General features: G+C 55.8%; 24 protein-coding genes. 5 read left to right on the top strand and 19 right to left on the bottom strand.

Annotated elements, in window-relative coordinates; all coding sequences use genetic code 11:
• Positions 1–36: 36 nt before the first annotated feature.
• The 11 genes from EDF82_RS17245 to cysG form a co-directional block, all read right to left on the bottom strand.
• A complete protein-coding gene (locus EDF82_RS17245) occupies positions 37–663 on the bottom strand; it encodes a protein-L-isoaspartate(D-aspartate) O-methyltransferase (RefSeq protein ID WP_123756738.1) in 627 nt (208 codons plus the stop codon).
• Positions 657–1,418 carry a 5'/3'-nucleotidase SurE gene (gene surE, locus EDF82_RS17240; protein WP_123756737.1) on the bottom strand — a complete coding sequence of 254 codons (762 nt, stop codon included), beginning with the start codon at positions 1,416–1,418 and terminating at the stop codon, positions 657–659. Before surE ends, EDF82_RS17245 begins: the two co-directional genes overlap by 7 nt.
• A complete protein-coding gene (gene truD / locus EDF82_RS17235) occupies positions 1,399–2,448 on the bottom strand; it encodes a tRNA pseudouridine(13) synthase TruD (RefSeq protein WP_123756736.1) in 1,050 nt (349 codons plus the stop codon). The genes surE and truD overlap by 20 nt, the downstream gene beginning before the upstream one ends.
• Positions 2,445–2,924, bottom strand: coding sequence for a 2-C-methyl-D-erythritol 2,4-cyclodiphosphate synthase (ispF, locus tag EDF82_RS17230; protein ID WP_123756735.1), 480 nt, complete (start codon positions 2,922–2,924; stop codon positions 2,445–2,447). The genes truD and ispF overlap by 4 nt, the downstream gene beginning before the upstream one ends.
• Complete coding sequence (gene ispD, locus EDF82_RS17225) at positions 2,924–3,634, bottom strand: 2-C-methyl-D-erythritol 4-phosphate cytidylyltransferase (RefSeq protein ID WP_123756734.1); 711 nt, start codon at positions 3,632–3,634, stop codon at positions 2,924–2,926. The genes ispF and ispD overlap by 1 nt, the downstream gene beginning before the upstream one ends.
• A gap of 19 nt (positions 3,635–3,653) precedes the next feature.
• Positions 3,654–3,965, bottom strand: a complete 312-nt coding sequence (ftsB, locus tag EDF82_RS17220; RefSeq protein WP_123756733.1) for a cell division protein FtsB — start codon at positions 3,963–3,965, stop codon at positions 3,654–3,656.
• A gap of 140 nt (positions 3,966–4,105) precedes the next feature.
• Entirely contained in the window at positions 4,106–4,432 is a 327-nt protein-coding gene (locus tag EDF82_RS17215) for a DUF3561 family protein (RefSeq protein ID WP_123756732.1), read from the bottom strand.
• A gap of 48 nt (positions 4,433–4,480) precedes the next feature.
• A complete protein-coding gene (cysC, locus tag EDF82_RS17210; RefSeq protein ID WP_123756731.1) occupies positions 4,481–5,086 on the bottom strand; it encodes an adenylyl-sulfate kinase in 606 nt (201 codons plus the stop codon).
• A complete protein-coding gene (gene cysN / locus EDF82_RS17205) occupies positions 5,086–6,513 on the bottom strand; it encodes a sulfate adenylyltransferase subunit CysN (RefSeq protein ID WP_123756730.1) in 1,428 nt (475 codons plus the stop codon). Before cysN ends, cysC begins: the two co-directional genes overlap by 1 nt.
• A gap of 9 nt (positions 6,514–6,522) precedes the next feature.
• A complete protein-coding gene (gene cysD, locus EDF82_RS17200; RefSeq protein ID WP_004866959.1) occupies positions 6,523–7,431 on the bottom strand; it encodes a sulfate adenylyltransferase subunit CysD in 909 nt (302 codons plus the stop codon).
• A 32-nt stretch (positions 7,432–7,463) separates the two neighbouring features.
• Positions 7,464–8,870 (bottom strand): siroheme synthase CysG, encoded by a 1,407-nt coding sequence (gene cysG / locus EDF82_RS17195; RefSeq protein WP_154144129.1) that lies wholly within the window; start codon positions 8,868–8,870, stop codon positions 7,464–7,466.
• 247 nt (positions 8,871–9,117) lie between these two features.
• Here cysG and EDF82_RS17190 point away from each other — a divergent pair, with 247 nt between their 5' ends.
• The 3 genes from EDF82_RS17190 to EDF82_RS17180 all read left to right on the top strand — a co-directional run bounded on the left by EDF82_RS17190 (position 9,118) and on the right by EDF82_RS17180 (position 11,059).
• Complete coding sequence (locus EDF82_RS17190; RefSeq protein WP_123756728.1) at positions 9,118–10,161, top strand: aminopeptidase; 1,044 nt, start codon at positions 9,118–9,120, stop codon at positions 10,159–10,161.
• 247 nt (positions 10,162–10,408) lie between these two features.
• Complete coding sequence (locus tag EDF82_RS17185; protein WP_123756727.1) at positions 10,409–10,750, top strand: type II toxin-antitoxin system RelE/ParE family toxin; 342 nt, start codon at positions 10,409–10,411, stop codon at positions 10,748–10,750.
• 9 nt (positions 10,751–10,759) lie between these two features.
• Complete coding sequence (locus EDF82_RS17180; protein ID WP_123756726.1) at positions 10,760–11,059, top strand: helix-turn-helix domain-containing protein; 300 nt, start codon at positions 10,760–10,762, stop codon at positions 11,057–11,059.
• Between the two features lie 79 nt (positions 11,060–11,138).
• Here EDF82_RS17180 and cysH read toward each other — a convergent pair whose 3' ends face one another.
• The 3 genes from cysH to cysJ form a co-directional block, all read right to left on the bottom strand.
• Entirely contained in the window at positions 11,139–11,873 is a 735-nt protein-coding gene (gene cysH / locus EDF82_RS17175; protein ID WP_123756725.1) for a phosphoadenosine phosphosulfate reductase, read from the bottom strand.
• 98 nt (positions 11,874–11,971) lie between these two features.
• On the bottom strand, positions 11,972–13,684 hold the full coding sequence (gene cysI, locus EDF82_RS17170; RefSeq protein WP_123756724.1) for an assimilatory sulfite reductase (NADPH) hemoprotein subunit: 1,713 nt from the start codon (positions 13,682–13,684) through the stop codon (positions 11,972–11,974).
• Positions 13,684–15,483 carry an NADPH-dependent assimilatory sulfite reductase flavoprotein subunit gene (gene cysJ / locus EDF82_RS17165; protein ID WP_123756723.1) on the bottom strand — a complete coding sequence of 600 codons (1,800 nt, stop codon included), beginning with the start codon at positions 15,481–15,483 and terminating at the stop codon, positions 13,684–13,686. The genes cysI and cysJ overlap by 1 nt, the downstream gene beginning before the upstream one ends.
• A gap of 434 nt (positions 15,484–15,917) precedes the next feature.
• On the opposite strand from cysJ, the gene queD reads away from it, so the two are divergent.
• Positions 15,918–16,280, top strand: a complete 363-nt coding sequence (gene queD, locus EDF82_RS17155; protein WP_123756722.1) for a 6-carboxytetrahydropterin synthase QueD — start codon at positions 15,918–15,920, stop codon at positions 16,278–16,280.
• Positions 16,281–16,361: 81 nt separating this feature from the next.
• On the opposite strand, the gene queE is transcribed toward queD, so the two are convergent.
• A complete protein-coding gene (gene queE, locus EDF82_RS17150; RefSeq protein ID WP_123756943.1) occupies positions 16,362–17,033 on the bottom strand; it encodes a 7-carboxy-7-deazaguanine synthase QueE in 672 nt (223 codons plus the stop codon).
• 338 nt (positions 17,034–17,371) lie between these two features.
• Between queE and EDF82_RS17145 the strand changes: the two genes are divergently transcribed.
• Positions 17,372–18,481 (top strand): SDR family oxidoreductase, encoded by a 1,110-nt coding sequence (locus EDF82_RS17145; RefSeq protein ID WP_123756721.1) that lies wholly within the window; start codon positions 17,372–17,374, stop codon positions 18,479–18,481.
• 62 nt (positions 18,482–18,543) lie between these two features.
• Here the strand turns inward: EDF82_RS17145 and eno are convergent, their stop codons facing one another.
• The 4 genes from eno to relA form a co-directional block, all read right to left on the bottom strand.
• Complete coding sequence (gene eno / locus EDF82_RS17140; protein ID WP_123756720.1) at positions 18,544–19,839, bottom strand: phosphopyruvate hydratase; 1,296 nt, start codon at positions 19,837–19,839, stop codon at positions 18,544–18,546.
• Positions 19,840–19,920: 81 nt separating this feature from the next.
• Positions 19,921–21,558 carry a glutamine hydrolyzing CTP synthase gene (gene pyrG, locus EDF82_RS17135; RefSeq protein ID WP_123756719.1) on the bottom strand — a complete coding sequence of 546 codons (1,638 nt, stop codon included), beginning with the start codon at positions 21,556–21,558 and terminating at the stop codon, positions 19,921–19,923.
• A gap of 227 nt (positions 21,559–21,785) precedes the next feature.
• Complete coding sequence (mazG, locus tag EDF82_RS17130) at positions 21,786–22,577, bottom strand: nucleoside triphosphate pyrophosphohydrolase (RefSeq protein WP_123756718.1); 792 nt, start codon at positions 22,575–22,577, stop codon at positions 21,786–21,788.
• A gap of 104 nt (positions 22,578–22,681) precedes the next feature.
• Positions 22,682–24,919, bottom strand: coding sequence for a GTP diphosphokinase (gene relA / locus EDF82_RS17125; RefSeq protein ID WP_123756717.1), 2,238 nt, complete (start codon positions 24,917–24,919; stop codon positions 22,682–22,684).
• Positions 24,920–25,015 lie beyond the last annotated feature (96 nt).

Here is a 25,015-nt window from a genome sequence, read left to right as displayed (position 1 = left end):
AAAGTCAGGCAAAAAAAACATGGATTAATCCGGGTCTCACGCCAGCTCACCCTGAACCAGGGGAACAAAGCGTACGGCTTCGACGGTATCAATCACAAACTCATCACCGCGACGGCGGATCCGCTTCAGATACTGATGCTCCTCGCCGACCGGTAAAACCAGCACGCCACCTTCATCCAGCTGCGCCAGCAGCGCAGGCGGAATTTCCGGCGGCGCTGCAGTAACGATTATCGCATCAAAAGGCGCTCGTGCGGTCCAACCCTGCCATCCATCACCGTGGCGGGTTGAAACATTATGTAAATCAAGTTGCTTCAGGCGACGGCGCGCCTGCCACTGCAAACTCTTAATACGTTCGACCGAACAGACGTGATGCACCAGGTGCGCCAGGATTGCCGTTTGGTAGCCGGAACCGGTGCCGATTTCCAGCACCCGCGACTCCGGTGCTAAGGTCAAAAGCTCCGTCATCCGCGCCACCATGTAGGGTTGCGAGATGGTTTGCCCCTGGCCGATAGGCAATGCCGTGTTTTCCCACGCCTTATGCTCGAAGGCTTCATCAACGAATTTTTCACGGGGTACCAGGGCTATCGCCTCCAGCACCCGCTCGTCGACAATGCCCTGCGTGCGCAGTTGATTCAGCAGACTTTCAACACGTTTGCTTACCATTGTGTATCCACCCCAACGCGATCCAGCCAGTCACTCACCACGCTGTGAGCCTGATGGGCGGTTAAATCAACGTGCAGCGGAGTCACTGAGACATAGCCTTCATCTATTGCGGCAAAATCGGTATCCGGCCCGGCATCGTGTTTTTCCCCCGGCGGGCCAATCCAGTACAGCGTATTGCCGCGCGGATCTTTTTGCGGGATCACCTGATCGGCGGGATGACGACTGCCACAGCGGGTGACCCGAATGCCTTTAATCTGCTCCAGCGGCAGATCCGGGACGTTGATATTGAGGATTCGACCGGTGCGCAGCGGTTCGCGGTTTAAGGCGCGCAGAATGGAACAGGTGATGGCCGCCGCGGTATCGTAGTGTTTGTGGCCGTTCAGAGAGACGGCCAGTGCCGGGAAACCAAGGTGGCGGCCCTCCATCGCGGCTGCGACGGTGCCGGAGTAGATGACGTCATCACCGAGATTTGGCCCGGCGTTGATCCCAGAGACCACAATATCCGGGCGAGGACGCATCAGGGCGTTAACGCCGAGATAGACACAGTCCGTTGGCGTGCCCATCTGGACGGCGATATCGCCGTTATCGAAGGTGAAAGTACGAAGCGAAGACTCCAGGGTCAGGGAATTCGATGCGCCACTGCGGTTACGATCGGGTGCAACTACCTGGACCTCAGCAAACTCGCGCAAGGCCTTCGCCAGGGTCTGAATGCCCGGCGCATGAATCCCGTCATCGTTACTCAGCAATATTCGCATAGTCACCCGTTGTATTGATAAGTTCCCTTACCACGCTGGTGGCGAAGCTGCCCGCTGGCAGCCAGAAACGCAGTTCAACGGTTACGTCATCCCACCAGTTCCAGCTCATCTGCTGCGGATAGAGCAGCATCGCCCGGCGTGCCGCTTCCACTTTTTCACGCACCAGCAGAGCCTGAAGCTGCGTCTCTTCAGCAATGGCCGCCTGTTCGGCGACCAGCGCATCGCGTTGGCTGCCCCAGTCACCGCTCCCCGGTAAGGCAGCAGTAATCATCAGTTCACGGCTATCAACCCGTGCCTGCAGCAGCTCGCGTTCTTCAGAGGTGGCGACAAACCAGCTCCCGCGCCCCGCTAATTGTAGCGCATCGCCATCAACAACCTGATTAAATTCCGGTTTTTTTAATCTAATACTGACTTGTTGATTAAACAAGCTGCTACGTGCCGCCGACAGCCAAAAACTGCGTTTATTGCGATCGCGAACCGGTGCTCCGCTCTCTGCCCAACGCAGTGCGCCCTGCAGGTTGCTGCCGCCGATCCCAAAACGCTGAGCGCCGAAATAGTTCGGCACGCCCTGCGCGGCGATGGCCTGCAGACGCTGTTCAACATCGTCACGGTCACTGATTTCCCGCAGAATCAGGGTAAACTGGTTGCCCTTCAGGGCGCCGAGACGCAGCTTGCGTTTATGCCGCGCGTATTCCAGTACCTGGCAGCCTTCCAGCTGAAACTTGCTCAGGTCGGGCATCTCTTTACCCGGCAGCCGGGCGCACAGCCACTGTTCGGCGACGGCGTGCTTGTCTTTCTGCCCGGCAAAGCTCACTTCACGGGCATGGATTTTAAGGAATTTCGCCAGCGCATCGGCGACAAACCGCGTATTGCAGTCTTTCTTGAGGATCCGCACCAGCAGATGCTCGCCTTCGCCGTCCGGCCCAAAGCCCAGATCCTCGACCACCACGAAATCTTCCGGATTGGCTTTCAGAAGCCCCTGCCCCTGTGGTTGGCCGTGCAGCCAGGTGAGGTCGTTGAACGCAATCATTGCGCAGCCTTATGCAGCAGCGCCACCGCTTCGCAGGCGATGCCTTCGCCGCGGCCGGTGAACCCCAGCTTTTCGGTGGTGGTGGCTTTTACGTTAACGTCATCCATGTGGCACCCGAGATCTTCGGCAATAAAGACGCGCATTTGAGGAATATGCGGCAGCATTTTCGGCGCCTGGGCAATAATGGTGACATCGACGTTGCCAAGGGTATAGCCTTTGGCCTGAATCCGCCGCCAGGCTTCACGCAGCAGTTCGCGGCTGTCGGCGCCTTTGAAAGCCGGGTCGGTATCCGGGAACAGCTTGCCGATATCCCCGAGCGCCGCGGCCCCCAGCAGCGCATCGGTCAATGCGTGCAGCGCCACGTCACCATCAGAGTGGGCCAGCAGCCCTTTCTCATAAGGCACTCGCACCCCACCAATAATGATTGGGCCTTCACCGCCAAAAGCGTGTACGTCAAAACCGTGTCCAATTCGCATTATGCTTTCTCCTGGTGTGGGGAACGGGTAAGGTAAAATTCTGCCAGCGCCAGGTCTTCCGGGCGCGTCACTTTAATATTATCAGCTCGTCCGGCCACCAGTTCGGGATGGAAGCCACAGTACTCCAGCGCCGACGCTTCATCGGTGATGGTCGCCCGTTCATTGAGCGCACGCGTCAGGCATTCGAGGAGTAGTTCACGAGGGAAAAATTGCGGTGTTAAGGCGTGCCATAAGTCATTGCGATCGACGGTATGGGCAATGGCGGTCTTGCCGGGTTCAGCGCGCTTCATGGTGTCGCGCACCGGCGCGGCGAGAATACCGCCCACGCGGCTGGTTTCACGCAGCGCCAGCAGACGGTTGAGATCGTCCTGATGCAGGCACGGACGCGCCGCATCATGCACCAGCACCCACTCGGCGTCGGGCAGAGCCTGCAGGCCAGCCAGTACAGAGTCAGCGCGTTCTGCGCCGCCGTCGACGACGGTAATTTGTGGGTGGCTGGCTAACGGCAACTGGCTGAAGCGAACATCGCCAGGGCTGACGGCAATCACCACGCGCTGAACACAGGCATTGGCCAGCAGCGCGGCAACCGTATGTTCGAGAATCGTTTTGTTACCGATTAAGAGATATTGTTTCGGGCATTCCGTTTGCATCCGGCGGCCAAAGCCGGCGGCCGGCACCACGGCGCAAACACCCGGAAAAGTGGCTGCCATGTCTTAATCCTGGGCTGGTTTATCGAGAGTTCTGCGCCGACCCCTGGTTGCGTTTAGACGCATCCGGGACCAGACGATAAAAGGTTTCGCCCGGGCGGGTCATGCTTAATTCATTGCGTGCGCGTTCTTCGATCGCTTCCTGACCACCGTTGAGGTCGTCGATTTCTGCGAAGAGCTGATCGTTGCGCGCTTTTAATTTGCTGTTAGTGGTTTGCTGCGCGGTGACGTCGTCGTTCACCCGGCTATAGTCATGCAGACCATTTTTACCGAACCACAGTGAGTACTGCAGCCAGACCAGCAACGCCAATAGCAGCAGCGTTAATTTACCCATTCTGCCCCCTGAAAAACGGCATCATCATCCCAAAACTCGTCTGAGTTTGTTACTCCGACGCGCGGACGATGCCGCGTAACGCGGGGACTGTAACACATTTCTGTCGCCGATACCCAGGCTAGATTCTCGCACAAAAAGAACTATCCCAGTAACCAGAGGAACAGCAGGCCAAACATCAGTCCTACCGTCAAAATCGTCGCGCAGACGCTGTAGAGGAGTTTACCGTTCAACAAAGAGTGCAGCGCAATACCGACCACCACGGCGACCGGCATCAGTGCAAGGAAAAACGGCCAGGTGTAGAGCAGGAAAAACAGCGTGTTGCTGCCATACATAAGGAAGGGAATACCCAGCGCCAGCAGCCATGAGATAAAGCCCACGGCCGCCCCTGACAGAGACCAGGTGGTCTCGTCATTGGCCACCGCGGGTGGTTCTGAACGAATAAGACTGAGGTTCTGGGTGTTACGCATATCGAATCCTGTTGACCGGGCGACCGGCATCTCAGTGCCGTCGCCGTTTCAGGATCTGATAATATCGCTCTGTCTGAGGAGGTCTAATAGTTGGTGCACCAAATTTGTTACCAATTGTTCTCCATCCAGATGAATTTCCGCCTGTTCCGGTGATTCATACACTGAATCAATCCCGGTAAAGTTACGCAACTCACCCGCACGCGCCTTTTTGTATAACCCTTTCGGGTCCCGCGCTTCACAGATAGCCAGCGGGGTGTCGACGAACACTTCGATAAAGCGCCCTTCCCCCAGCCGTTCACGCACCATCTGTCGCTCAGCACGATGCGGAGAGATAAATGCGGTCAACACAACCAGCCCCGCATCGACCATCAGTCGGGCGACTTCACCAACGCGGCGAATGTTCTCTTTGCGATCGTCATCACTGAATCCCAGGTCACTGCACAGGCCATGACGCACATTATCGCCATCCAGCAGATAGGTGCTGACGCCGGCCTGATGCAGCGCCTCTTCCAGCGCCCCGGCAACGGTGGATTTACCGGAGCCGGACAGCCCGGTAAACCACAGCACCACGCCGCGATGGCCGTGGTGTTGTTCACGCTGCTGCTGAGTAACAGGATGAGCGTGCCAGACGACATTTTCGTCATGCTGGGCCATTACTTGCCTCCCAGCAGATCGCGGGCGTCCCAGTGTGGGAAATGTTTGCGAATCAGCTGATTCAGCTCCAGTTCAAACGCGCTGAAGGACGATGCCGATGCCTGAGATTGCTCCTGCGGCTCACGCACCATGCCAGCCCCGACCGTGACGTTGCTCAGACGGTCGATAAAGATCAGTCCCCCGGTCACCGGGTTATGCTGGTATTTATCCAGCACCAGCGGTTCGTCAAAGGTCAGATCCACCAGCCCAATGCCGTTCAGCGGCAGAGCGTCGACTTCACGCTGGGTCAGGTTATTGATGTCCACCTGATAGCGAATGCCGTCGACCCGCGCGCGGGTTTTCTTGCCGGCAATTTTGATGTCGTAGCTCTGGCCCGGCGCTAGCGCCTGCTCCGCCATCCACACTACATCCACGCTGGCGCTCTGTACCGCCGGCAGGGAAACCTGCGCATCCACCAGCAAATCGCCACGGCTGATATCAATTTCATCTTTCAGCACGATGGTGATGGCTTCACCGGCGCCGGCTTCCTGCAGATCGCCGTCAAAGGTCACGATGCGGGCAACGCTGGATTCTACGCCAGATGGCAGCACCTTCAGACGCTGTCCGACCGTCACGTTGCCTGAGGCCACCGTGCCGGAAAAACCACGGAAGTCGAGGTTCGGGCGGTTGACGAACTGTACCGGGAAACGCAGCGGCTGGTTTTCTACCGCCCGGCGAATTTCAACGGTTTCCAGAACTTCCAGCAGCGTCGGGCCGCTGTACCACGGCATGCTGGCGCTCTGGGAAGCGACGTTGTCCCCTTCCAGGGCCGACAACGGCACAAAGCGGATATCGATATCGCCCGGCAGCTGCCCGGCAAAGGTCAGATACTCTTCACGAATACGGTTGAACGTCTCTTCGCTGAAGTCCACCAGGTCCATTTTATTCACCGCTACCACCAGGTTTTTAATCCCCAGCAGGGTAGAAATGAAGCTGTGACGACGGGTCTGATCGAGGACGCCTTTACGTGCGTCCATCAGCAGAATCGCCAGGTCGCAGGTGGAGGCGCCGGTCGCCATATTACGGGTGTACTGCTCATGCCCCGGGGTATCGGCGATGATAAATTTGCGCTTCTCGGTGGAGAAATAGCGATAGGCCACGTCAATGGTGATGCCCTGCTCGCGTTCGGCCTGCAGGCCATCCACCAGCAGCGCCAGATCCAGTTTCTCGCCCTGGGTACCGTGACGTTTACTGTCATTATGCAGCGATGAGAGCTGATCTTCGTAAATCTGACGGGTATCGTGCAGCAGACGGCCAATAAGGGTACTTTTGCCGTCATCGACGCTGCCGCAGGTCAGGAAACGCAGCAGGCTTTTGTGCTGTTGCGCGTGCAGGTACGCTTCTACGCCGCCTTCATTAGCAATTTGTTGTGCAATTGTCGTGTTCATGGCGGCTCCTTAGAAATACCCCTGACGTTTCTTCAGCTCCATGGAGCCGGCCTGGTCGCGGTCTATCATGCGACCCTGACGTTCGCTGGTTGTCGACACCAGCATCTCTTCAATAATTTCCGGCAGCGTTTGCGCATTGGATTCTACCGCGCCGGTCAGCGGCCAGCAGCCCAGAGTACGGAAGCGCACCATCTGTTTTTTGATCATCTCACCCGGTTGTAAATCGATGCGATCGTCATCGATCATCATCAGCATCCCGTCACGTTCCAACACCGGGCGCTCGGCCGCCAGATACAGCGGAACGATTTCGATATTTTCCAGGTAGATGTACTGCCAGATATCCAGCTCGGTCCAGTTGGAGAGCGGGAAGACGCGGATGCTTTCGCCTTTGTTAATCTGGCCGTTGTAGTTGTGCCACAGCTCCGGGCGCTGGTTTTTCGGATCCCAACGGTGGAAGCGATCGCGGAACGAGTAGATACGCTCTTTGGCGCGCGACTTCTCTTCATCACGACGGGCTCCGCCAAACGCGGCGTCAAAGCCGTATTTGTCCAGCGCCTGCTTCAGGCCTTCGGTCTTCATGATATCGGTGTGCTTGGCGCTGCCGTGAACGAACGGGTTAATGCCCATCGCCACCCCTTCCGGGTTTTTATGCACCAGCAGCTCGCAGCCGTAGGCTTTCGCGGTACGGTCACGGAACTCGTACATCTCACGGAATTTCCAGCCGGTATCCACGTGCAGCAGCGGAAAAGGCAAGGTTCCCGGATAAAACGCTTTACGCGCCAGATGCAGCATCACGCTGGAATCTTTACCGATGGAGTACATCATCACCGGGTTAGAGAATTCGGCGGCCACCTCACGAATAATATGGATGCTTTCTGCTTCCAGTTGCCGCAGGTGAGTGAGTCGTTTTTGGTCCATAACCGTTCCTTATAAGGCCTGTCGCGCCGGGACTAAGCCAGATTTACCACAGACGCATTAAATGCCTCTGCTTGAGTTGAGTGTTGAAACCAGGCGAGCTGTTGATGCAGTTGCACCACTTCGCCCACGACCAGCAGAGCTGGCATCGGAGCCTCTTTCGCCAGCTGTTCCAGCTGTTGTAATGTGCCCGTCGTCGTTTGCTGATCGGCACGGGTACCACGAGAAATCACCGCCACTGGCGTGTTAGCATCCCGGCCATGGGCGATCAGCTGCGCGCTGATCTCCGCCGCTTTCAGGGTGCCCATGTAGATAGCCAGGGTTTGTCGGCTTTGTGCCAGCTGCGTCCAGTCGAGCGACGCGCTGTCCGCCTTGAAATGGCCGGTCACAAAGGTCACGCTCTGGGCGTAATCGCGATGGGTGAGCGGAATGCCGGCGTAGGCTGTCGCCCCTGCCGCTGCCGTAACGCCCGGGACCACCTGAAACGGGATCCCCGCCGCCGCTGCCGCCTGCAGCTCTTCGCCACCGCGACCGAAAATAAACGGATCGCCGCCTTTCAGACGCACCACCGTTTTGCCCTCTCGCGCCGCATCCACCAGCATCTGGTTGGTTTCATGCTGCGGCACGGAGTGTTCGCCAGCCCGTTTGCCGACGCAGATCATGTCGGCATCACGACGAACCAGCTCGCGGATTTCCGGCGTCACCAGAGAGTCATAAAACACCACGTCGGCTTGCTGGACCGCCTGCAGGCCTCGCAGCGTCAGCAGCCCGGCATCTCCCGGCCCTGCTCCGACGAGAATAATTTCGCCCAGCCGTTTTTCCGGCTGATGCAGTTCATCTTCCAGCGCCTTATCGGCGGCGGCTTTGTTGCCGGCGATCATCAGGCTGGCAAAGCGGCCATTGAACACCCGCTCCCAGAAGCGACGCCGCGCTGCCGTGGTGGTCAGATGGGTTTTAATATGATGCCGCCAGTAGCTTGCCGCTTCGGCAACGCGTCCGAGATTGGTCGGCAGTAAGGCTTCAATTTTTTCGCGAATCAGCCGGGACAGTACCGGCGCCGAACCGCCAGAGAAAATGGCAATCAGCAGCGGGGAGCGGTCCACAATGGAGGGAAACACCGCCGAGCACAGCGGCTGATTGTCGACAACGTTAACCAGGCGGTAACGGGCGTTTGCCGCCGTCGAGACCCGCTGATTAAGCGCATCATCGTCAGTGGCGGCAATCACCAGAAAAACATCGTCAAGTTGTTGCTCTTCAAACGCCTTAGCGCGCCAGCTGATTTCCTGGCGTTCAACCTGCCCGGCGATGGCTTCGGATAACTCCGCCGCCACCACCTGAACCCTGGCACCGGCTCTGCGCAGAAACAGAATTTTGCGCGCAGCAATCTCCCCACCGCCAACTACCAGCACAGGTCTTTCTTTCACTTCGGCAAATAAGGGCAAATAGTCCACGGTGCAACAACTCGCTTACATTCAGTCATAGAGCGACTATAGGGTGCTGCTTAGAGCAAATGAAATTACTAAATGGAATGAGTTGTTACCCAAAAGAATAACGAGCTGGAAATACAAATATCAAAAAGTGCTTAACACGCGATTTTTCCGCCATTTAAGAGGAAATGAAATTGTTTAACCCCGGTCACAGTTTCATACTACATGGGTTAAAATATTCCCGCCGAGAAAGGACCTTTCTATGTATTCCGCGTTGTGCCGCCGCCTGCTTCCCCTGGCGCTTGGCGCAGGTTTTGTCTTCTCTGCCCCGGCGTTCAGCGCCATGGGTGATACCGCAAATACCCAGGCTCGTCATATCGCGACAGTTTTCCCCGGCAGAATGACCGGAACGCCCGCAGAGATGCTGTCGGCGGATTACGTTCGCCAGCAGTTTGCCCAGATGGGCTACCAGAGCGATATTCGCAGCTTCCACGCGCGCTATATCTACAGTAATAAAGATGCGCGCAAAAACTGGCAAAACGTCACCGGTAGCACCGTCATCGCGGCACATGAGGGCTCAGATCGCCAGCAAATCATCGTGATGGCACACCTCGATACCTATGCGCCAAGAAGCGATACCGATGTCGAGAACAACCTCGGTGGCTTAACCCTGCAGGGTATTGACGATAACGCCGTCGGGGTAGGCGTATTACTGGAGCTGGCGGAACACCTGAAGAATGTCCCGACTCGATACGGCATTCGCTTTATCGCCTCCAGCGGCGAAGAAGAAGGCAGCCTCGGCGCGCAAAATGTCCTCAAACGGATGAGCGATGCGGAGAAGAAAAATACGCTGCTGGTGATTAATCTCGACAATCTGGTGGTCGGCGATAAGCTCTATTTTAACAGCGGCCGCAGCACCCCCGCCGCGATCCGCAAACTTACCCGTGACCGCGCCCTGACCATTGCGCGCAGCAAAGGCATCGCCGCCTACACCAACCCTGGGCTCAATCCGGATTATCCCAAAGGTACCGGGTGCTGTAATGACGCCAGCGTTTTTGATAGCGCCGGGATCCCGGTGCTATCGGTAGAGGCCACCAACTGGGCGCTGGGTAAGAAAGATGGCTATCAGCAGCGCAACAAATCGGCCTCTTTCCCGCAGGGCACCAGCTGGCATGACGTACAGCTGGATAACCAGCAGCATATCGATAAAGCCCTGCCGGGCCGCATCGAGCACCGCAGCCGCGATGTCGTCAAAGTGATGCTGCCGCTGATCAAAGAGCTGGCGAAGACCGAAAAGCAGCGCTGATCGGGCTGGTCTTCACGCCAATATCGGCACAATCCCCGCTGAGGCGGGGAATCCTGATCTTCTTCACATATCACTGTTTTTGTCATTCAATGATGAAAATCCGCAGTAATCACCATCGTGAATACCCACAATACAAATCTATCTCACCAACGGAAAGTACCCACGACGACAACGCTGAAAAAGGCGTTGTCACCATAGCTTATAGGCTATAATCCACCCATAGCTTATTGGCTATGAGGGATCGTCGATGTGGGATATTGAAACAACGGACGTGTTCGATAAGTGGTTTGAGGCACAAACGGGTGCACTTCAGGAAGACATGCTCGCCGCGATGGTGATTTTATCTGAGTATGGCCCCCAGTTAGGCAGGCCGTTCGTCGATACCGTGAATAGTTCTGATTTTCCGAACATGAAAGAATTACGCGTACAGCATCAAGGTAATCCAGTCCGAGCTTTCTTTGCGTTTGACCCTTCGCGCCGCGGTATCGTGCTCTGCGCCGGAGACAAAACGGGGTTAAACGAAAAGAAATTTTATAGTGATATGCTTAAGCTTGCCGATGCTGAATACCGTAAGCACCTGAACAAATGAGGAATGACTATGGCAACCCTTAAAGAACTAATGGCGAAGCAAAGTCCGGAAAGCCAGGAGCGTATTGCCGCAAAAGTGGAAGAACTCCGCCAGACAATTGCTTTAAATATGCTGAGGGAAGAGCTGAACATTTCTCAATCGGAACTGGCGGCCGCCATGGGCGTGAAACAACCAACGGTAGCAAAAATGGAGCAAGCGGATAACGACCCCCGCCTGTCGACTCTGAAACGTTATGTCACGGCACTGGGGGGCGAGCTCAGTATCGACGTAAAGCTGCCGACAGGTAAGAGAATCGCATTTCATCTCTAAAAACGAGATTGAAAGATAGTGAGATTTCGCCTCGCCTGACCGACGTTCATGCCGGCCAGGCGAGACAGAGCAACGAACCTTACCCTTCGTGCAGTCCGCACTCGCGCTTCAGGCCAAAGAAGCGCGTCTCTTCTTCCGCCATGCCCGGTTCCCATTTACGGGTCGTATGGGTATCGCCCACCGACAAATAGCCCTGGTCCCACAGCGGGTGGTACTTCAGGCCGTGTTTTTGCAGATACTGGTAGACGGTACGGTTATCCCAGTCGATGATCGGCAGCACCTTAAAGACGCCGCGCTGGATAGCCAGCACCGGTAACGTGGCGCGGCTGCCGGACTGCTCCCGACGCAGGCCCGCAAACCAGGTCTGGGTGTTCAGCGATTTCAACGCCCGGTTCATCGGCTCGACTTTGTTGATCTCATTGTATTTCTCAATGCCTTCAACACCCTGCTCCCACAGCTTGCCGTAGCGCGCTTCCTGCCAGGCAGGGCTGGTTTCTGCACGATACACTTTCAGATTGAGCTGCAGCTTGTCGGTAAGCTCGTCGATAAACTGATAGGTTTCCGGGAACAGGTAGCCGGTATCGGTGAGGATCACCGGGATATCCGGGCGGATCTGATTCACCAGATGCAAACTGACCGCCGCCTGAATACCGAAACTGGAAGAGAGCGCATAGTCGCCCGGCAGGTTTTCCAGCGCCCACGCGACGCGCTCCTCGGCGCTGAGCTTCTCCAGCTGCGCGTTGGTTTCCGCCAGTTGCAAAACACGATCGACCTTCGGTAATTCGTTAAGCACGTTTAGATCGAGTACGGACATAAGGACCTCATTTACCTGTTTCGTCGGGCGGTACTGCTTGTGCCCGGCCTGCAAAACCAGTACGCCCGATAAGCATAACCTTAGCGGGCGATGCTGAGTTATTCCCAGAAATCACGGGCTGGGTCGAGCACCGGGCGAACGATGCCCGCACGCACCGTAAAGTCGCCGAAGCCTTCACCCGCTTCACGCTCCTTCGCCCAGCGCCCTACCAGCTGGTCAATCGAGTCGAGGATCTCCGACTCGGTAATGTTCTCGCGATACATGCGTGGAATACGCGTTCCGCTGCGGTTCCCCCCCAGGTGCAGGTTGTAACGACCCGGCGCTTTACCCACCAGCCCGACTTCCGCCAGCAGCGCACGGCCACAGCCGTTAGGGCAACCGGTCACACGCGTTACGATATGCTCATCGCTCACGCCGTGTTTGCTCATCACCCCATCCACCTTATCGATAAACGACGGTAAGAAGCGCTCAGCTTCGGCCATCGCCAGCGGACAGGTCGGGAAGGAGACGCAGGCCATCGAGTTTTCACGCTGCGGAGTAACAGCATTCATCAACCCGTGATCGCGCGCCAGCTTTTCAATCCGCGCTTTTTCCGCTTCCGGTACGCTGGCGATGATCAGGTTCTGGTTGGCCGTAATCCGGAACTCGCCCTGGTGGATCTTCGAGATCTCCAGCAGGCCGGTTTTCAGCGGACGGCCCGGATAATCAAGGATACGACCGTTTTCAATAAACAGCGTCAGATACCATTTATCATCGATCCCTTTAACCCAGCCAATGCGATCGCCGCGACCGGTGAACTCATACGCCCGGATCGGCTCGAACTTGATGCCTGCCCGGCGCTCAACTTCAGCCTTGAAGGTCTCAACGCCAACGCGCTCAAGGGTATATTTCGTTTTCGCATTTTTACGGTCGGTACGGTTACCCCAGTCGCGCTGAGTCGTCACCACCGCTTCCGCCACCGCTAACGTATGTTCAAGCGGCAGATAGCCGAACTCGCTCGCCGTGCGGGCATAGGTTTTTTTGTTGCCGTGATCGATAGACAGACCGCCGCCCACCAGCAGGTTAAAGCCAACCAGCTTGCCGTTTTCAGCAATCGCCACGAAGTTCATGTCGTTGGCGTGCAGATCGATATCATTCTGCGGCGGGATCACCACCGTGGTTTTGAACTTACGCGGCAGATAGGTAGGGCCGAGGATCGGTTCTTCGTCGGTGGTGGCGACCTTTTTCTGATCGAGCCAGATCTCAGCATAGGCGCGGGTACGCGGCAGCAGATGCTCAGAGATCTTTTTCGCCCACTCGTAGGCTTCAGCATGCAGCTGAGACTCGTTGGGGTTCGAGGTGCACAGGACGTTACGGTTCACGTCGTTGGCGGTCGCCAGCGCATCCAGGCCCACCGAGTGCAGCATCTGGTGCACCGGCTTCACATGCTTCTTCAGAATGCCGTGAAACTGAAAGGTCTGGCGGTTGGTCAGACGAATACTGCCGTAAATGGTGTTATCGGCGGCGAATTTATCAATCGCCTGCCACTGCGTAGTGGTGATCACGCCACCCGGCAGGCGGCAGCGCAGCAGCATCGCATGGCGCGGCTCCAGCTTCTGAGCCGCACGCTCGGCGCGAATGTCGCGGTCATCTTGCTGATACATGCCGTGAAAGCGAATCAGCAGGAAGTTGTCGCCATTAAAGCCACCGGTAAGGGAGTCATTTAAGTCTTCTGCAATCGTGCCGCGCAGATAGTTGCTCTCTACCTTCAGACGCTCGGCGTCGGCCAGTTTACCTTCAACCACCAGGGGTCCAGGATGTTTTTCGCTCATTAGTAGACATCTCGCTGATAACGGCGCTCAACGCGCAGCTCACTTAAAAATTCGTCCGCCGCTTCGGCGTCCATCGCGCCGAATTCGGCAATCACTTCCAGCAACGTCTGCTCAACGTCTTTTGCCATACGATTGGCATCGCCGCAGACATAAATATGGGCACCGTCATTAATCCAGCGCCACAGTTCGGCCCCCTGCTCGCGCAGCTTGTCCTGAACATAGACTTTTTGTTGTTGATCGCGGGACCAGGCCAGATCGATACGGCTCAGTACGCCCTCTTTGACGTAGCTTTGCCACTCGACCTGATACAGGAAATCTTCCGTAAAGTGCGGGTTGCCGAAGAACAGCCAGTTCTTCCCGTCAGCCCCTTCCGCCGCACGCTGCTGCATGAAGGCACGGAACGGCGCAATGCCGGTACCCGGACCAATCATGATGACCGGCGTTTGCGGGTTAGCCGGCAGACGGAAGTTATCGTTGTGTTCAATAAAGACGCGAACTTCACCATCTTCTTCCAGACGGTCGGCGAGGAAACTGGAGGCGCCCCCTGCGCGAGCGCGGCCTTCGATATCAAAGCGCACGACGCCCACGGTCACGTGGACTTCCGTTTCTACTTCCGCCTGCGACGAGGCGATAGAATACAGACGCGGCGTTAACGGACGCAGCAGCGCAATCAGCGCCTCGGCATCAAGCTGCGCCGGGGAGAAGCGCACCATATCGACGATCGGTGTGGTCGCCGCATAATGCTGCAGCTGCGCCTTATCGCCCACCAGCGGCAGCAGCGATTCGCTGCGGGTCAGGGTGGCATAGTTCTCGACGATATTGCCGGTATTCACCGTCAGTTCAAAGTGCCATTCCAGCGCTTCGGCCAGCGGCAGCGTTTTGCCGTCAACGGTAACAGGCTCATCGCCCTTCAGCCACAGCAACTCGACCAGCTCTTTCACCAGCGCCGGGTCATTCTGATACCACACGCCCAGCGCATCGCCCGGCTGGTAGCGCAGGCCGGAATCCGCAAGGTCAATTTCAATGTGGCGCACGTCTTTTTCGGAATCACGGCCGGTGATTTTCTGGTTCACCGCCAGCGTCGCCGTCAGCGGCGCTTCTTTGGTATACGGGCTGGAGTGAATGTCGTTGACCGCGCCGGACGCAACAGCCTGAACCGGTGCCGCGACAGGTGCCCGTGCTTTCAGCACCTCGACCACCCGCGCACGCCATTCTGCCGCCGCCGGTTGATATTCGACATCGGCATCCACACGATCCAGCAGGCGTTCACCGCCCAGCTCCGCCAGGCGGCTATCGAAGTCTTTCCCGGACTGGCAGAAGAATTCATAAGAGGTATCGCCCAGGCCGAAGACCGCAAAAGCCGTCCCGGTCAGCGCTGGCGCTTTTTTCGAGAACAGGAACTTATGCAGCGCGACGGCTTCTTCCGGCGACTCGCCTTCACCCTGAGTAGAGGTCACGATCACCAGCAGTTTTTCGGAGGCAATTTGTTTGAATTTATAGTCGCCTGCGTTAACCAGCTTCACGTTCAGCTGCGCTGCCTGGAGATCGTCCCGCAGCGCTTCCGCCACCCGACGGGCGTTGCCGGTTTGCGATGCGGAGATAAGGGTAATGCTCGGGGCTTCCGCCGCCTGGGCAGGTACCGCAACCGCGGCACCGGACTGCTGATTCAGCACGCCCCAAAAATAGCCAGAAACCCAGGCAAGCTGAGTTGGGGTGAAATCTGTCGTGGCCGCCTGAAGGCGCGCCATTTGCTCCGGGTTAAGCGGCAGCAAATTGGAAGATGGGGCCTGTGTCGTCATGCGTCGTTATGTTCCAGTAAGCTAAGCTGTTCATCGCACCCTGTCAGCGCGCCAAAAACAGAAATAATAAATAGTTCGAGTGGCAGGAGGACGGTTGCGTAGCAAATCCCCGGGAGCTTACATCAGTAAGTGACTGGAGTGAGCGAGCAAAACCGACGCACATGCGGCTCGAAGTATGACGAGTTATAAGGTTAACGGCGCAGATAATAACAATTAAAGAAGGGATGGAAATAACAAATAACCAAATGGACTAACCTGTTTTAGTTATAGTTATTAACAACAAAAGCGATTAGCTAACTACATAAAATATAAAGATATCTTTCCTGACAACATAGTCAATGATGCTGTTTTCCCTCAGGAACGGTTTTAGTTAATGATAAAAAATAGACTTTCCGGTACCCTACGGCGGTTTTTTTGTCTTATGAGAATGAAAGATGTCCACCACCCTGTTTAAAGATTTCACCTTCGAAGCCGCCCATCACCTGCCTCACGTACCGGAAGGTCATAAGTGCGGTCGCCTGCACGGTCACTCTTTTATGGTGCGTCTGGAGATTACCGGTGAAGTCGATCCCCACACGGGCTGGATCATGGATTTTGCCGAGCTCAAGGCCGCCTTTAAGCCGATCTACGATCGTCTGGATCACTACTATCTGAACGATATTCCTGGCCTGGAAAACCCGACCAGCGAAGTGCTGGCCCGTTGGGTCTGGGAACAGATGAAACCTGTCGTGCCGTTGCTGAGCGCAGTGATGATTAAAGAGACCTGTACCGCAGGATGCATCTATCGCGGCGGGTGATTTCCCGGTCGGGCGGCGTGTCGTCCGCCTGGTCTGTCGATCAAAAAGGCCCGGTTCACAGTGTGTGACCGGGCCTTTTTATCAGGCGATATTCAGATATTTATGCGTTTGCATGGAGAGGCGCCAGTTCCGCGCAATGCAGGTCTCGATGCACAGGCGCGTCGCGTCTTCTTTTTGGCTGATCGGTTGCAGGGCAATAATCCGCGGCTTGTCATCCGTCAGCGTTTCCAGCAGTTCGTCGAGGGCTTCAATATCGCGCACGCGTCCTACTGGATGTTTAATTTCATCGGCCCGCTGCAATGCCTGGGACAGCACATCATAGCCGCCGCGCATATTCACCTTCGGCGATACCGTCACCCAGGTATGAGGGCTACAGCGCACTTCATGGGTGCCGCTGGTTTCTATCTGGCAGCTAAAACCGTTTTGCTCCAGCAACACGGTCAGCGGTGTTAAATCATGAATACAGGGTTCTCCGCCGGTGATCACCACATGGCGGGCCGTCCAGCCCTGGCGGCCAATAATAGCCAGCAGATCTTCGCCGCTAGCCGGACCCCATTTATCGCTCTCTTTGGTTTTCGCCAGAATGCTGAACAGCGACACTTCCCGATCGGCAAGCTTATCCCAGGTATGTTTGGTGTCGCACCAGGCGCAACCGACCGGGCATCCCTGCAGACGAATAAAAATGGCGGGTACGCCGGTGAAGTAACCCTCGCCTTGCAAGGTCTGGAACATCTCGTTAATCGGGTACTGCATAATCATCTCGGTGTGGGGTTATGAGCGCACATTATCGCAGATTTGTCGGCTCAGGTCTTGTCCGCAGCTGCGGGGTCATTTTGATGTAACAGGATATGTTTAATATCCGTCATATAAAAATCAAACAAAAAGAATAAAAAAGCTAAATTTCAAAGATGTACAAACAGATACATATTATTGTGAATCTATTATCGGCAGCCATAGTCCAACCTAATTCGCCACGTTTCATTGGCTTAAAATAGTCTTAAGACAGCGCACAAATAGCCCTTTTTTTATTTACCCACCGTTTAATTTCCCGCGCCTAAAATCCGCAAATCAACCATGATGAGACGGTATTCATGAACACATTATTAATTACAGGCGTGACCGGATTTCTGGGCGGAGCGGTTTTAGAAAACATTCTTAATCAGAGGAATGAGGTGAACCTGCTGCTGTTAGTCCGTGCCGATTCGGGCACTGCCGCCGTGGAACGGGTCAAAGAAAACCTGCGTAAATTCAACATCGCCGAAGAGAATCTGGCGGCGCTGACCCCGCGCAATATGCTGTTGGGAGATTTGGCCAATCCCGACGCCTTTCTCAGCGACCCGCGACTGCAGCAGGTAACCCACGTGATTAACTGTGCCGCCGTCGCCTCCTTTGGCAACAATCCACTGATCTGGAAAGTGAATGTCGAAGGCACGTTGAAGTTTGCCCAGACCATGGCGCAGGTGGGCACGCTGCAACGCTTCCTGCATGTGGGCACCGCGATGTCCTGCTCGCCAGAACCCGATTCACTGGTGGCGGAAAGCGCGGTATTCCGCGAGCGCGCAGAGCATCTGGTTGAGTACACCCATTCAAAATCAACCATCGAACGCCTGATGCAGCAGGACTGCCCGACGCTGCCGCTGGCCATCGCCCGCCCCTCGATTGTGGTGGGCCACACTCACCACGGCTGCCAGCCTTCCAGCAGCATCTTCTGGGTGTTCAGCATGGGGCTGATGCTGCAAAAATTCATGTGTTCGATGGAAGACCGTATCGATGTGATCCCCGTCGATTACTGTGCCGATGCATTGCTGATGCTGCTCAGCAGTCCGCTGGCCCGTGGCGAGGTAGTTCATATTTCTGCCGGGGAGGAGAATAGCGTGAAATTTGCCGAGATTGATAACGCCATGGCTTGCGCGCTGGAGAAGGTTCCCGTCGGCGATAAGTATGCCCAGGTGAGCTATGAAACGCTGGTGAAGATGCGCCGTGAGCTGAAGGATATCTTTGGGCCCTGCAATGAACGCCTGATGCTCAAAGCGATGCGCCTGTATGGGGCTTTCGCCACGCTTAACGTGCGGTTCAGCAACGATAAGCTTCTCAGTATGGGAATGCCGAAGCCGCCGCGCTTTACCGATTATATCGACCGTTGCGTGCAAACCACCCGCGGGCTGACCATTCCCCAGCAGATGGCCGTTGATTTTAAATAGCCGGATTGCAGACATAAAAAAACCCGCCGAAGCGGGTTTTTTCTTAAGAGCGAAAGTCAGACTTACTGACCTTTGATCTCTTTACGACCGTTGTACGGTGCTTTTTCACCCAGCGCTTCTTCGATACGAATCAGCTGGTTGTATTTAGCAACGCGGTCAGAACGGCTCATAGAACCAGTTTTGATCTGGCCTGCAGCGGTACCAACAGCCAGGTCAGCGATGGTAGCGTCTTCAGTTTCGCCTGAACGGTGAGAGATGACAGCAGTGTAGCCAGCGTCTTTCGCCATTTTGATCGCAGCCAGAGTTTCGGTCAGAGAACCGATCTGGTTGAATTTGATCAGGATGGAGTTAACGATGCCTTTTTCGATACCTTCTTTCAGGATCTTGGTGTTGGTTACGAACAGATCGTCACCAACCAGCTGGATTTTGTCGCCCAGAACTTTAGTCTGGTATGCGAAACCATCCCAGTCAGACTCGTCCAGACCGTCTTCGATAGAAACGATCGGATACTGTTTGGTCAGGTCTTCCAGGAAGTGAGTGAACTCTTCAGAGGTGAACGCTTTGTTGCCTTCGCCGGCCAGAACGTATTTACCGTCTTTGTAGAATTCAGAAGCTGCACAGTCCATCGCCAGAGTGATGTCGGTGCCCAGCTCGTAGCCAGCAGCTTTAACTGCTTCTGCGATAACTGCCAGAGCTTCAGCGTTGGAACCCAGGTTCGGCGCGTAGCCACCTTCGTCACCAACTGCAGTGTTCATACCTTTAGCTTTCAGAACTTTAGCCAGGTTGTGGAACACTTCAGAACCCATACGTACGGCTTCTTTCAGGGATTTAGCGCCAACCGGCTGAATCATAAATTCCTGGATGTCGACGTTGTTGTCAGCATGCTCACCACCGTTGATGATGTTCATCATCGGAACCGGCATGGAGTATTTGCCCGGAGTACCGTTCAGCTCAGCGATGTGCTCGAACAGCGGCTGGCCTTTAGAGGCAGCAGCTGCTTTGGCGTTAGCCAGAGACACAGCCAGGATGGCGTTTGCACCGAAGTTAGATTTGTTTTCAGTACCGTCCAGGTCGATCATGATTTTATCGATGCCAGCCTGATCTTTGGCGTCTTTGCCAAGGATTGCCTGAGCGATCGGGCCGTTGACAGCGCCAACAGCTTTCAGTACGCCTTTACCCATGAAACGGGATTTGTCGCCATCGCGCAGTTCCAGCGCTTCGCGGGAACCAGTAGAAGCACCTGACGGAGCTGCTGCCATACCAACGAAACCACCTTCCAGGTGTACTTCGGCTTCAACAGTCGGGTTACCACGGGAGTCGATGATTTCACGACCGATGACTTTAACGATTTTGGACATTAGGTTTTCCTCAGTACAAGTTAAACTAAAACTCCAGACAAACAATGCACCCAAATGGGTGCATTGCCGTTCTAACTCATTTTACTTCGCCTGACGCTTTTGATACTCGCCTGCCGCTTTCACAAAACCTGCAAACAGCGGGTGGCCATCACGTGGCGTTGAAGTAAACTCCGGATGGAACTGACAAGCGACAAACCACGGGTGATTCGGCACTTCGATGATCTCGACCAACTGATCATCCCCGGAACGGCCCGCAACACGCAGGCCCGCATTTTCAATCTGTTTCAACAACATGTTGTTGACTTCGTAGCGGTGACGATGACGCTCAGTAATGGTTGATTCGCCGTACAGCTGGCGAACCAGGCTTTCGTCTTCCAGCTGGCACTGCTGCGCGCCAAGGCGCATGGTGCCGCCGAGATCGCTCTTCTCAGAACGAACTTCAACGTTGCCTTCTTCATCACGCCATTCGGTAATCAGGGCCACAACCGGGTACTTACAGTCTGGCACAAATTCCGTCGAGTTGGCGTTCTCCATTCCCGCGACGTTACGCGCAAACTCAATCAGCGCAACCTGCATACCCAGGCAAATGCCCAGATATGGAATTTTGTTTTCACGCGCATAGCGTGCAGTGGCGATTTTACCTTCAACACCGCGGTAGCCGAAGCCACCCGGGATCAGGATAGCGTCCAAATCTTTCAGAATTTCGACGCCGCGCGTTTCCACATCCTGCGAATCAATCAGCTTGATGTTGACGGTAACGCGGTTCTTCAGACCACCGTGTTTCAGCGCTTCAATCACCGATTTGTAGGCGTCCGGCAGTTCAATGTACTTACCGACCATACCAATGGTGACTTCGCCAGCCGGATTGGCTTCTTCGTAAATAACCTGTTCCCATTCGGCCAGGTTCGCTTCCGGACAGCTTAAGCTGAATCGTTTACAAATATAATCGTCCAGCCCCTGAGATTTCAACAGGCCCGGAATTTTATAAATGGAATCGACGTCTTTCAGAGAAATAACAGCCTTTTCCGGAACGTTACAGAACAATGCAATTTTAGCACGTTCGTTGGCCGGTACCGCCCGATCGGAGCGGCAGATCAGAATATCTGGCTGAATACCGATAGAAAGCAGCTCTTTCACGGAGTGCTGAGTCGGTTTGGTTTTGACTTCGCCGGCGGCTGCCATATACGGCACCAGGGTCAAATGCATAAACAGAGTATGCTCACGACCAATCTCTACGGCCATCTGACGGATAGCTTCGAGGAACGGCAGGGATTCGATATCACCGACGGTACCGCCGATTTCCACCAGCACCACGTCGTGACCTTCACCACCGGCAAGCACGCGCTCTTTGATCGCGTTGGTGATGTGTGGGATGACCTGTACGGTCGCGCCCAGATAATCACCGCGGCGTTCTTTACGCAGAACGTCGGAGTAGATACGGCCCGTAGTGAAGTTGTTGCGGCGGCTCATTTTGGTGCGGATGAAGCGCTCGTAGTGACCCAGGTCCAGGTCGGTTTCAGCGCCGTCTTCAGTAACGAACACTTCCCCGTGTTGGATTGGACTCATGGTACCCGGATCGACGTTGATGTACGGATCCAGTTTCATCATGGTCACGTTAAGCCCACGGGCTTCAAGAATAGCGGCGAGGGAAGCTGCGGCAATGCCTTTACCCAGAGAGGATACGACCCCGCCGGTCACAAAAATATAGTTCGTTGTCATGCTGAACCTGAGAAGTTAGGTTTAAAAGACGATGGAATAACCAAGACGGGAAAGCAGTATACCCGATCATGACTGACGCCACAAACTTTCATTCTCCCTCCTTTTCAGCAGGCTCACACAAACACAGGGAGTGAGAAAATAGCCGCTTTTGGCGAAATGTTTTTGACGCAAATCAAGCGCTTGTTATTTAAAAAATCACACAAATGGCGCTTGATCACGAAAACTCGTTAGAGATCAGTTTCCTGCCGTTTTACCTCTTGCCACACGGCTTCCATGGTTTCGAGGTCAACGCCGGTCATTTCCAGCCCACGGGCGGCCACAATTCGTTCAACTTCGCGGAAACGGCGTTCAAATTTAAGGTTCGCTTTTTGCAGCGCCACTTCGGCTTTTACCCCTAAATGGCGGGATAAATTGACGGTCGCGAACAGCAGATCGCCCATTTCCTCCTCCAGTTTAGCTTCATCTACGACGGCCTGCTGCGCTTCATGCATGACCTCGTCGATCTCTTCATGCACTTTGTCCAGCACCGGACCCAGCGAGGTCCAGTCAAACCCCACCGCCGAACAACGACGCTGAATTTTATGCGCGCGCATCAACGCCGGCAGGCTGTGCGGAATATCATCCAGCGCGGAATGTTGGGATTTTTCGGCCCGCTCAGCGCTTTTTATCTGCTCCCAGCGCGCCAGCACTTCGGCGCTATCGCCGGCGGTCGCTTCTCCGAAGATATGCGGGTGGCGGCGCTCAAGCTTGTCGCTGATAGCCGCGCAGATATCGTCGAAGTTAAAGCGCCCTTCCTCCTGCGCCATCTGCGCGTAGAACACCACCTGGAACAGCAGATCGCCCAGCTCACCGCGCAGATCGTCGAAATCTTCGCGACTGATGGCATCCAGCACTTCGTAAGTTTCTTCGAGGGTATAGGGGGCGATGGTGGCGAAGGTCTGCTCTTTATCCCATGGACAGCCGTTTTCCGGGTCGCGCAGGCGCTGCATAATGCCGAGCAGCCGGTCGATTTGGTTCATCTTTTTTCCTGTTGAAAACGATAATGCCGGGTACGGATGTCGCCTTACCCGGCTAACGTGAAAGCGTATCCCCGGCGCCGCCGGGGAAAGCAAAATACGATCAATTAGCCCCCGTGCAGACGGCGGGCATCAATCACATCCGGTACCTGGTTCAGTTTCCCGAGCACGCGGCCCAGCACCTGCAGGTTGTAGATTTCAATGTTCATGTCGATCGTCGCCAACTGCTGTTTGGTGTCGCTGCGGCTGGCAACGCCGAGCACGTTCACTTTTTCATTGGCGAGGATCGTGGTGATATCCCGCAGCAGGCCGCTGCGATCGTTGGCGACAACGCGAACCACCAGCGAATAACCGGCGGAGTAGCTTTCTCCCCACACCGCGTCAACGATACGCTCCGGCGCATGCGACTGCAGTTCCGTCAGTTGATCGCAGTCTGCCCGGTGTACCGAAATCCCACGCCCCTGGGTGATAAAGCCGACAATCTCATCGCCCGGGATGGGCTGGCAGCAGCGCGCAATGTGGTGCATCAGGTTACCGACGCCTTCCACCACCACCCGACCATTGTCTTTGCTGCGGCTCTGCGGCGCCCAGCTTTTCTGCTGCAGCTGTTTCAACGCTGCCGCATCCTGCTCTTCGGCGCTCGGCTTATTGAACTGCGCCTGCAGGAAGTTGACCATCTGGTTAAGGCGAATATCGCCGCCGCCGATGGCCGCCAGCAGTTCGTCCAGCTCGTTGAAGTTGTAGCGCGGCAGCAGGTGTTTCTCTGCCTCCTTGAGGCTGATCCCCAGGTGCTCAAGCTCATCGTCCAGGATCTGCCGCCCGGCAAGAATGTTTTTGTCGCGATCCTGTTTACGGAACCAGGCGTGAATTTTGGAACGCCCGCGGCTGGTGGTCACATAACCGAGGTTCGGGTTCAGCCAGTCGCGGCTGGGGTTCGGCTGCTTCTGGGTGATGATTTCAATCTGATCGCCCATCTGCAGCTGGTAGGTAAACGGCACGATGCGCCCGCTGATTTTGGCGCCAATGCAGCGGTGACCGACGTCACTGTGAATGTGGTAGGCAAAGTCGAGCGGCGTGGAACCGGCGGGTAAATCCACCACATCGCCTTTCGGCGTAAAGACATACACCCGGTCGTCGAAGACCTGGCTACGGACTTCATCCAGCATTTCACCCGAATCGGCCATCTCTTCCTGCCAGGCGATCAACTTACGCAGCCAGGCGATACGGTCTTCATAGCCGCGCCCGCCGCTCACGCCCGCGCTGGCGCCCTCTTTGTACTTCCAGTGCGCCGCGACGCCCAGCTCGGCATCTTCATGCATCTGCCGGGTACGGATCTGGATCTCGACCGTTTTTCCCCCAGGCCCGAGCACCACGGTATGAATCGACTGGTAGCCGTTCGGTTTGGGGTTGGCAACGTAATCATCGAACTCATCCGGCAGGTGGCGATAGTGGGTATGGACGATCCCCAGTGCGGCATAGCAGTCCTGCAGGCGTTCGGCGACGATACGCACGGCCCGCACGTCAAACAGCTCATCAAAGGTGAGGTGTTTTTTCTGCATTTTCCGCCAGATGCTGTAGATATGCTTCGGCCGCCCGTAGACCTCGGCCTTGACGCCTTCGGTTTTCATTTCGGAGCGTAAATGCCCCACGAACTCATCGATGTAGTGTTCACGATCGATGCGCCGTTCGTGCAGCAGTTTGGCAATGCGTTTGTATTCATCCGGGTGCAGATAGCGGAAGCAGTAGTCCTCCAGCTCCCATTTCAGCTGGCCGATCCCTAAGCGGTTGGCCAGCGGCGCATAGATGTTAGTGCACTCTTTTGCCGCCAGCACGCGTTCGTCTTCGGGCTCATCTTTGACTTCCCGCAGGTGGGCGATACGCTCGGCAAGCTTGATGACCACGCAGCGGAAATCGTCGACCATCGCCAGCAGCATGCGGCGGATGTTATCGACCTGCTCCGAGGAGACGGAATCGGTGTGGGTGGCTTTAAGCTGGCGAATAGCCGCCATATCGCGCACGCCGTGAATCAACGTGACGACGGATTTACCGACGCTCTCTTGCATCACCTCTTCGCTAACGACGTTGCCGTCCGCCAGCGGGAACAGCATGGCGGCCCGTAGCGTGTCGATATCCATACTCAACGTGCAGAGTATTTCCACCATCTCCACGCCGCGCCATAACAGAAGGTCCGCTCGAGGATGTCCCTGCGTTTTCTCGCGACAGTAGTCCCAGGTTTCGGCTAAGCGTTCACACGACTGCTGGCTGGAAATTCCCAGACTCGCGATCCATTTCTTCGGGTCAAATTCACCAGCTTTATTAAGATGTGCACTTCTTACCGCAACCATTGTCCTCTCCTTAAGGGACCTGGCCTGCCGAAGTCGGCAAGCCTCAACTTTTACACCTCATCCTTCAAACCGCATCAGCGCTGGCTTTTTCGTTCA

The sequence above is a fragment of the Klebsiella sp. BIGb0399 genome (assembly GCF_003752615.1).
GTDB classification, from domain to species: Bacteria; Pseudomonadota; Gammaproteobacteria; order Enterobacterales; family Enterobacteriaceae; genus Klebsiella; species Klebsiella lignicola.
Note: the sequence above shows the minus strand (reverse complement) of the source record. Positions and strands in the feature narration are given on the sequence as shown.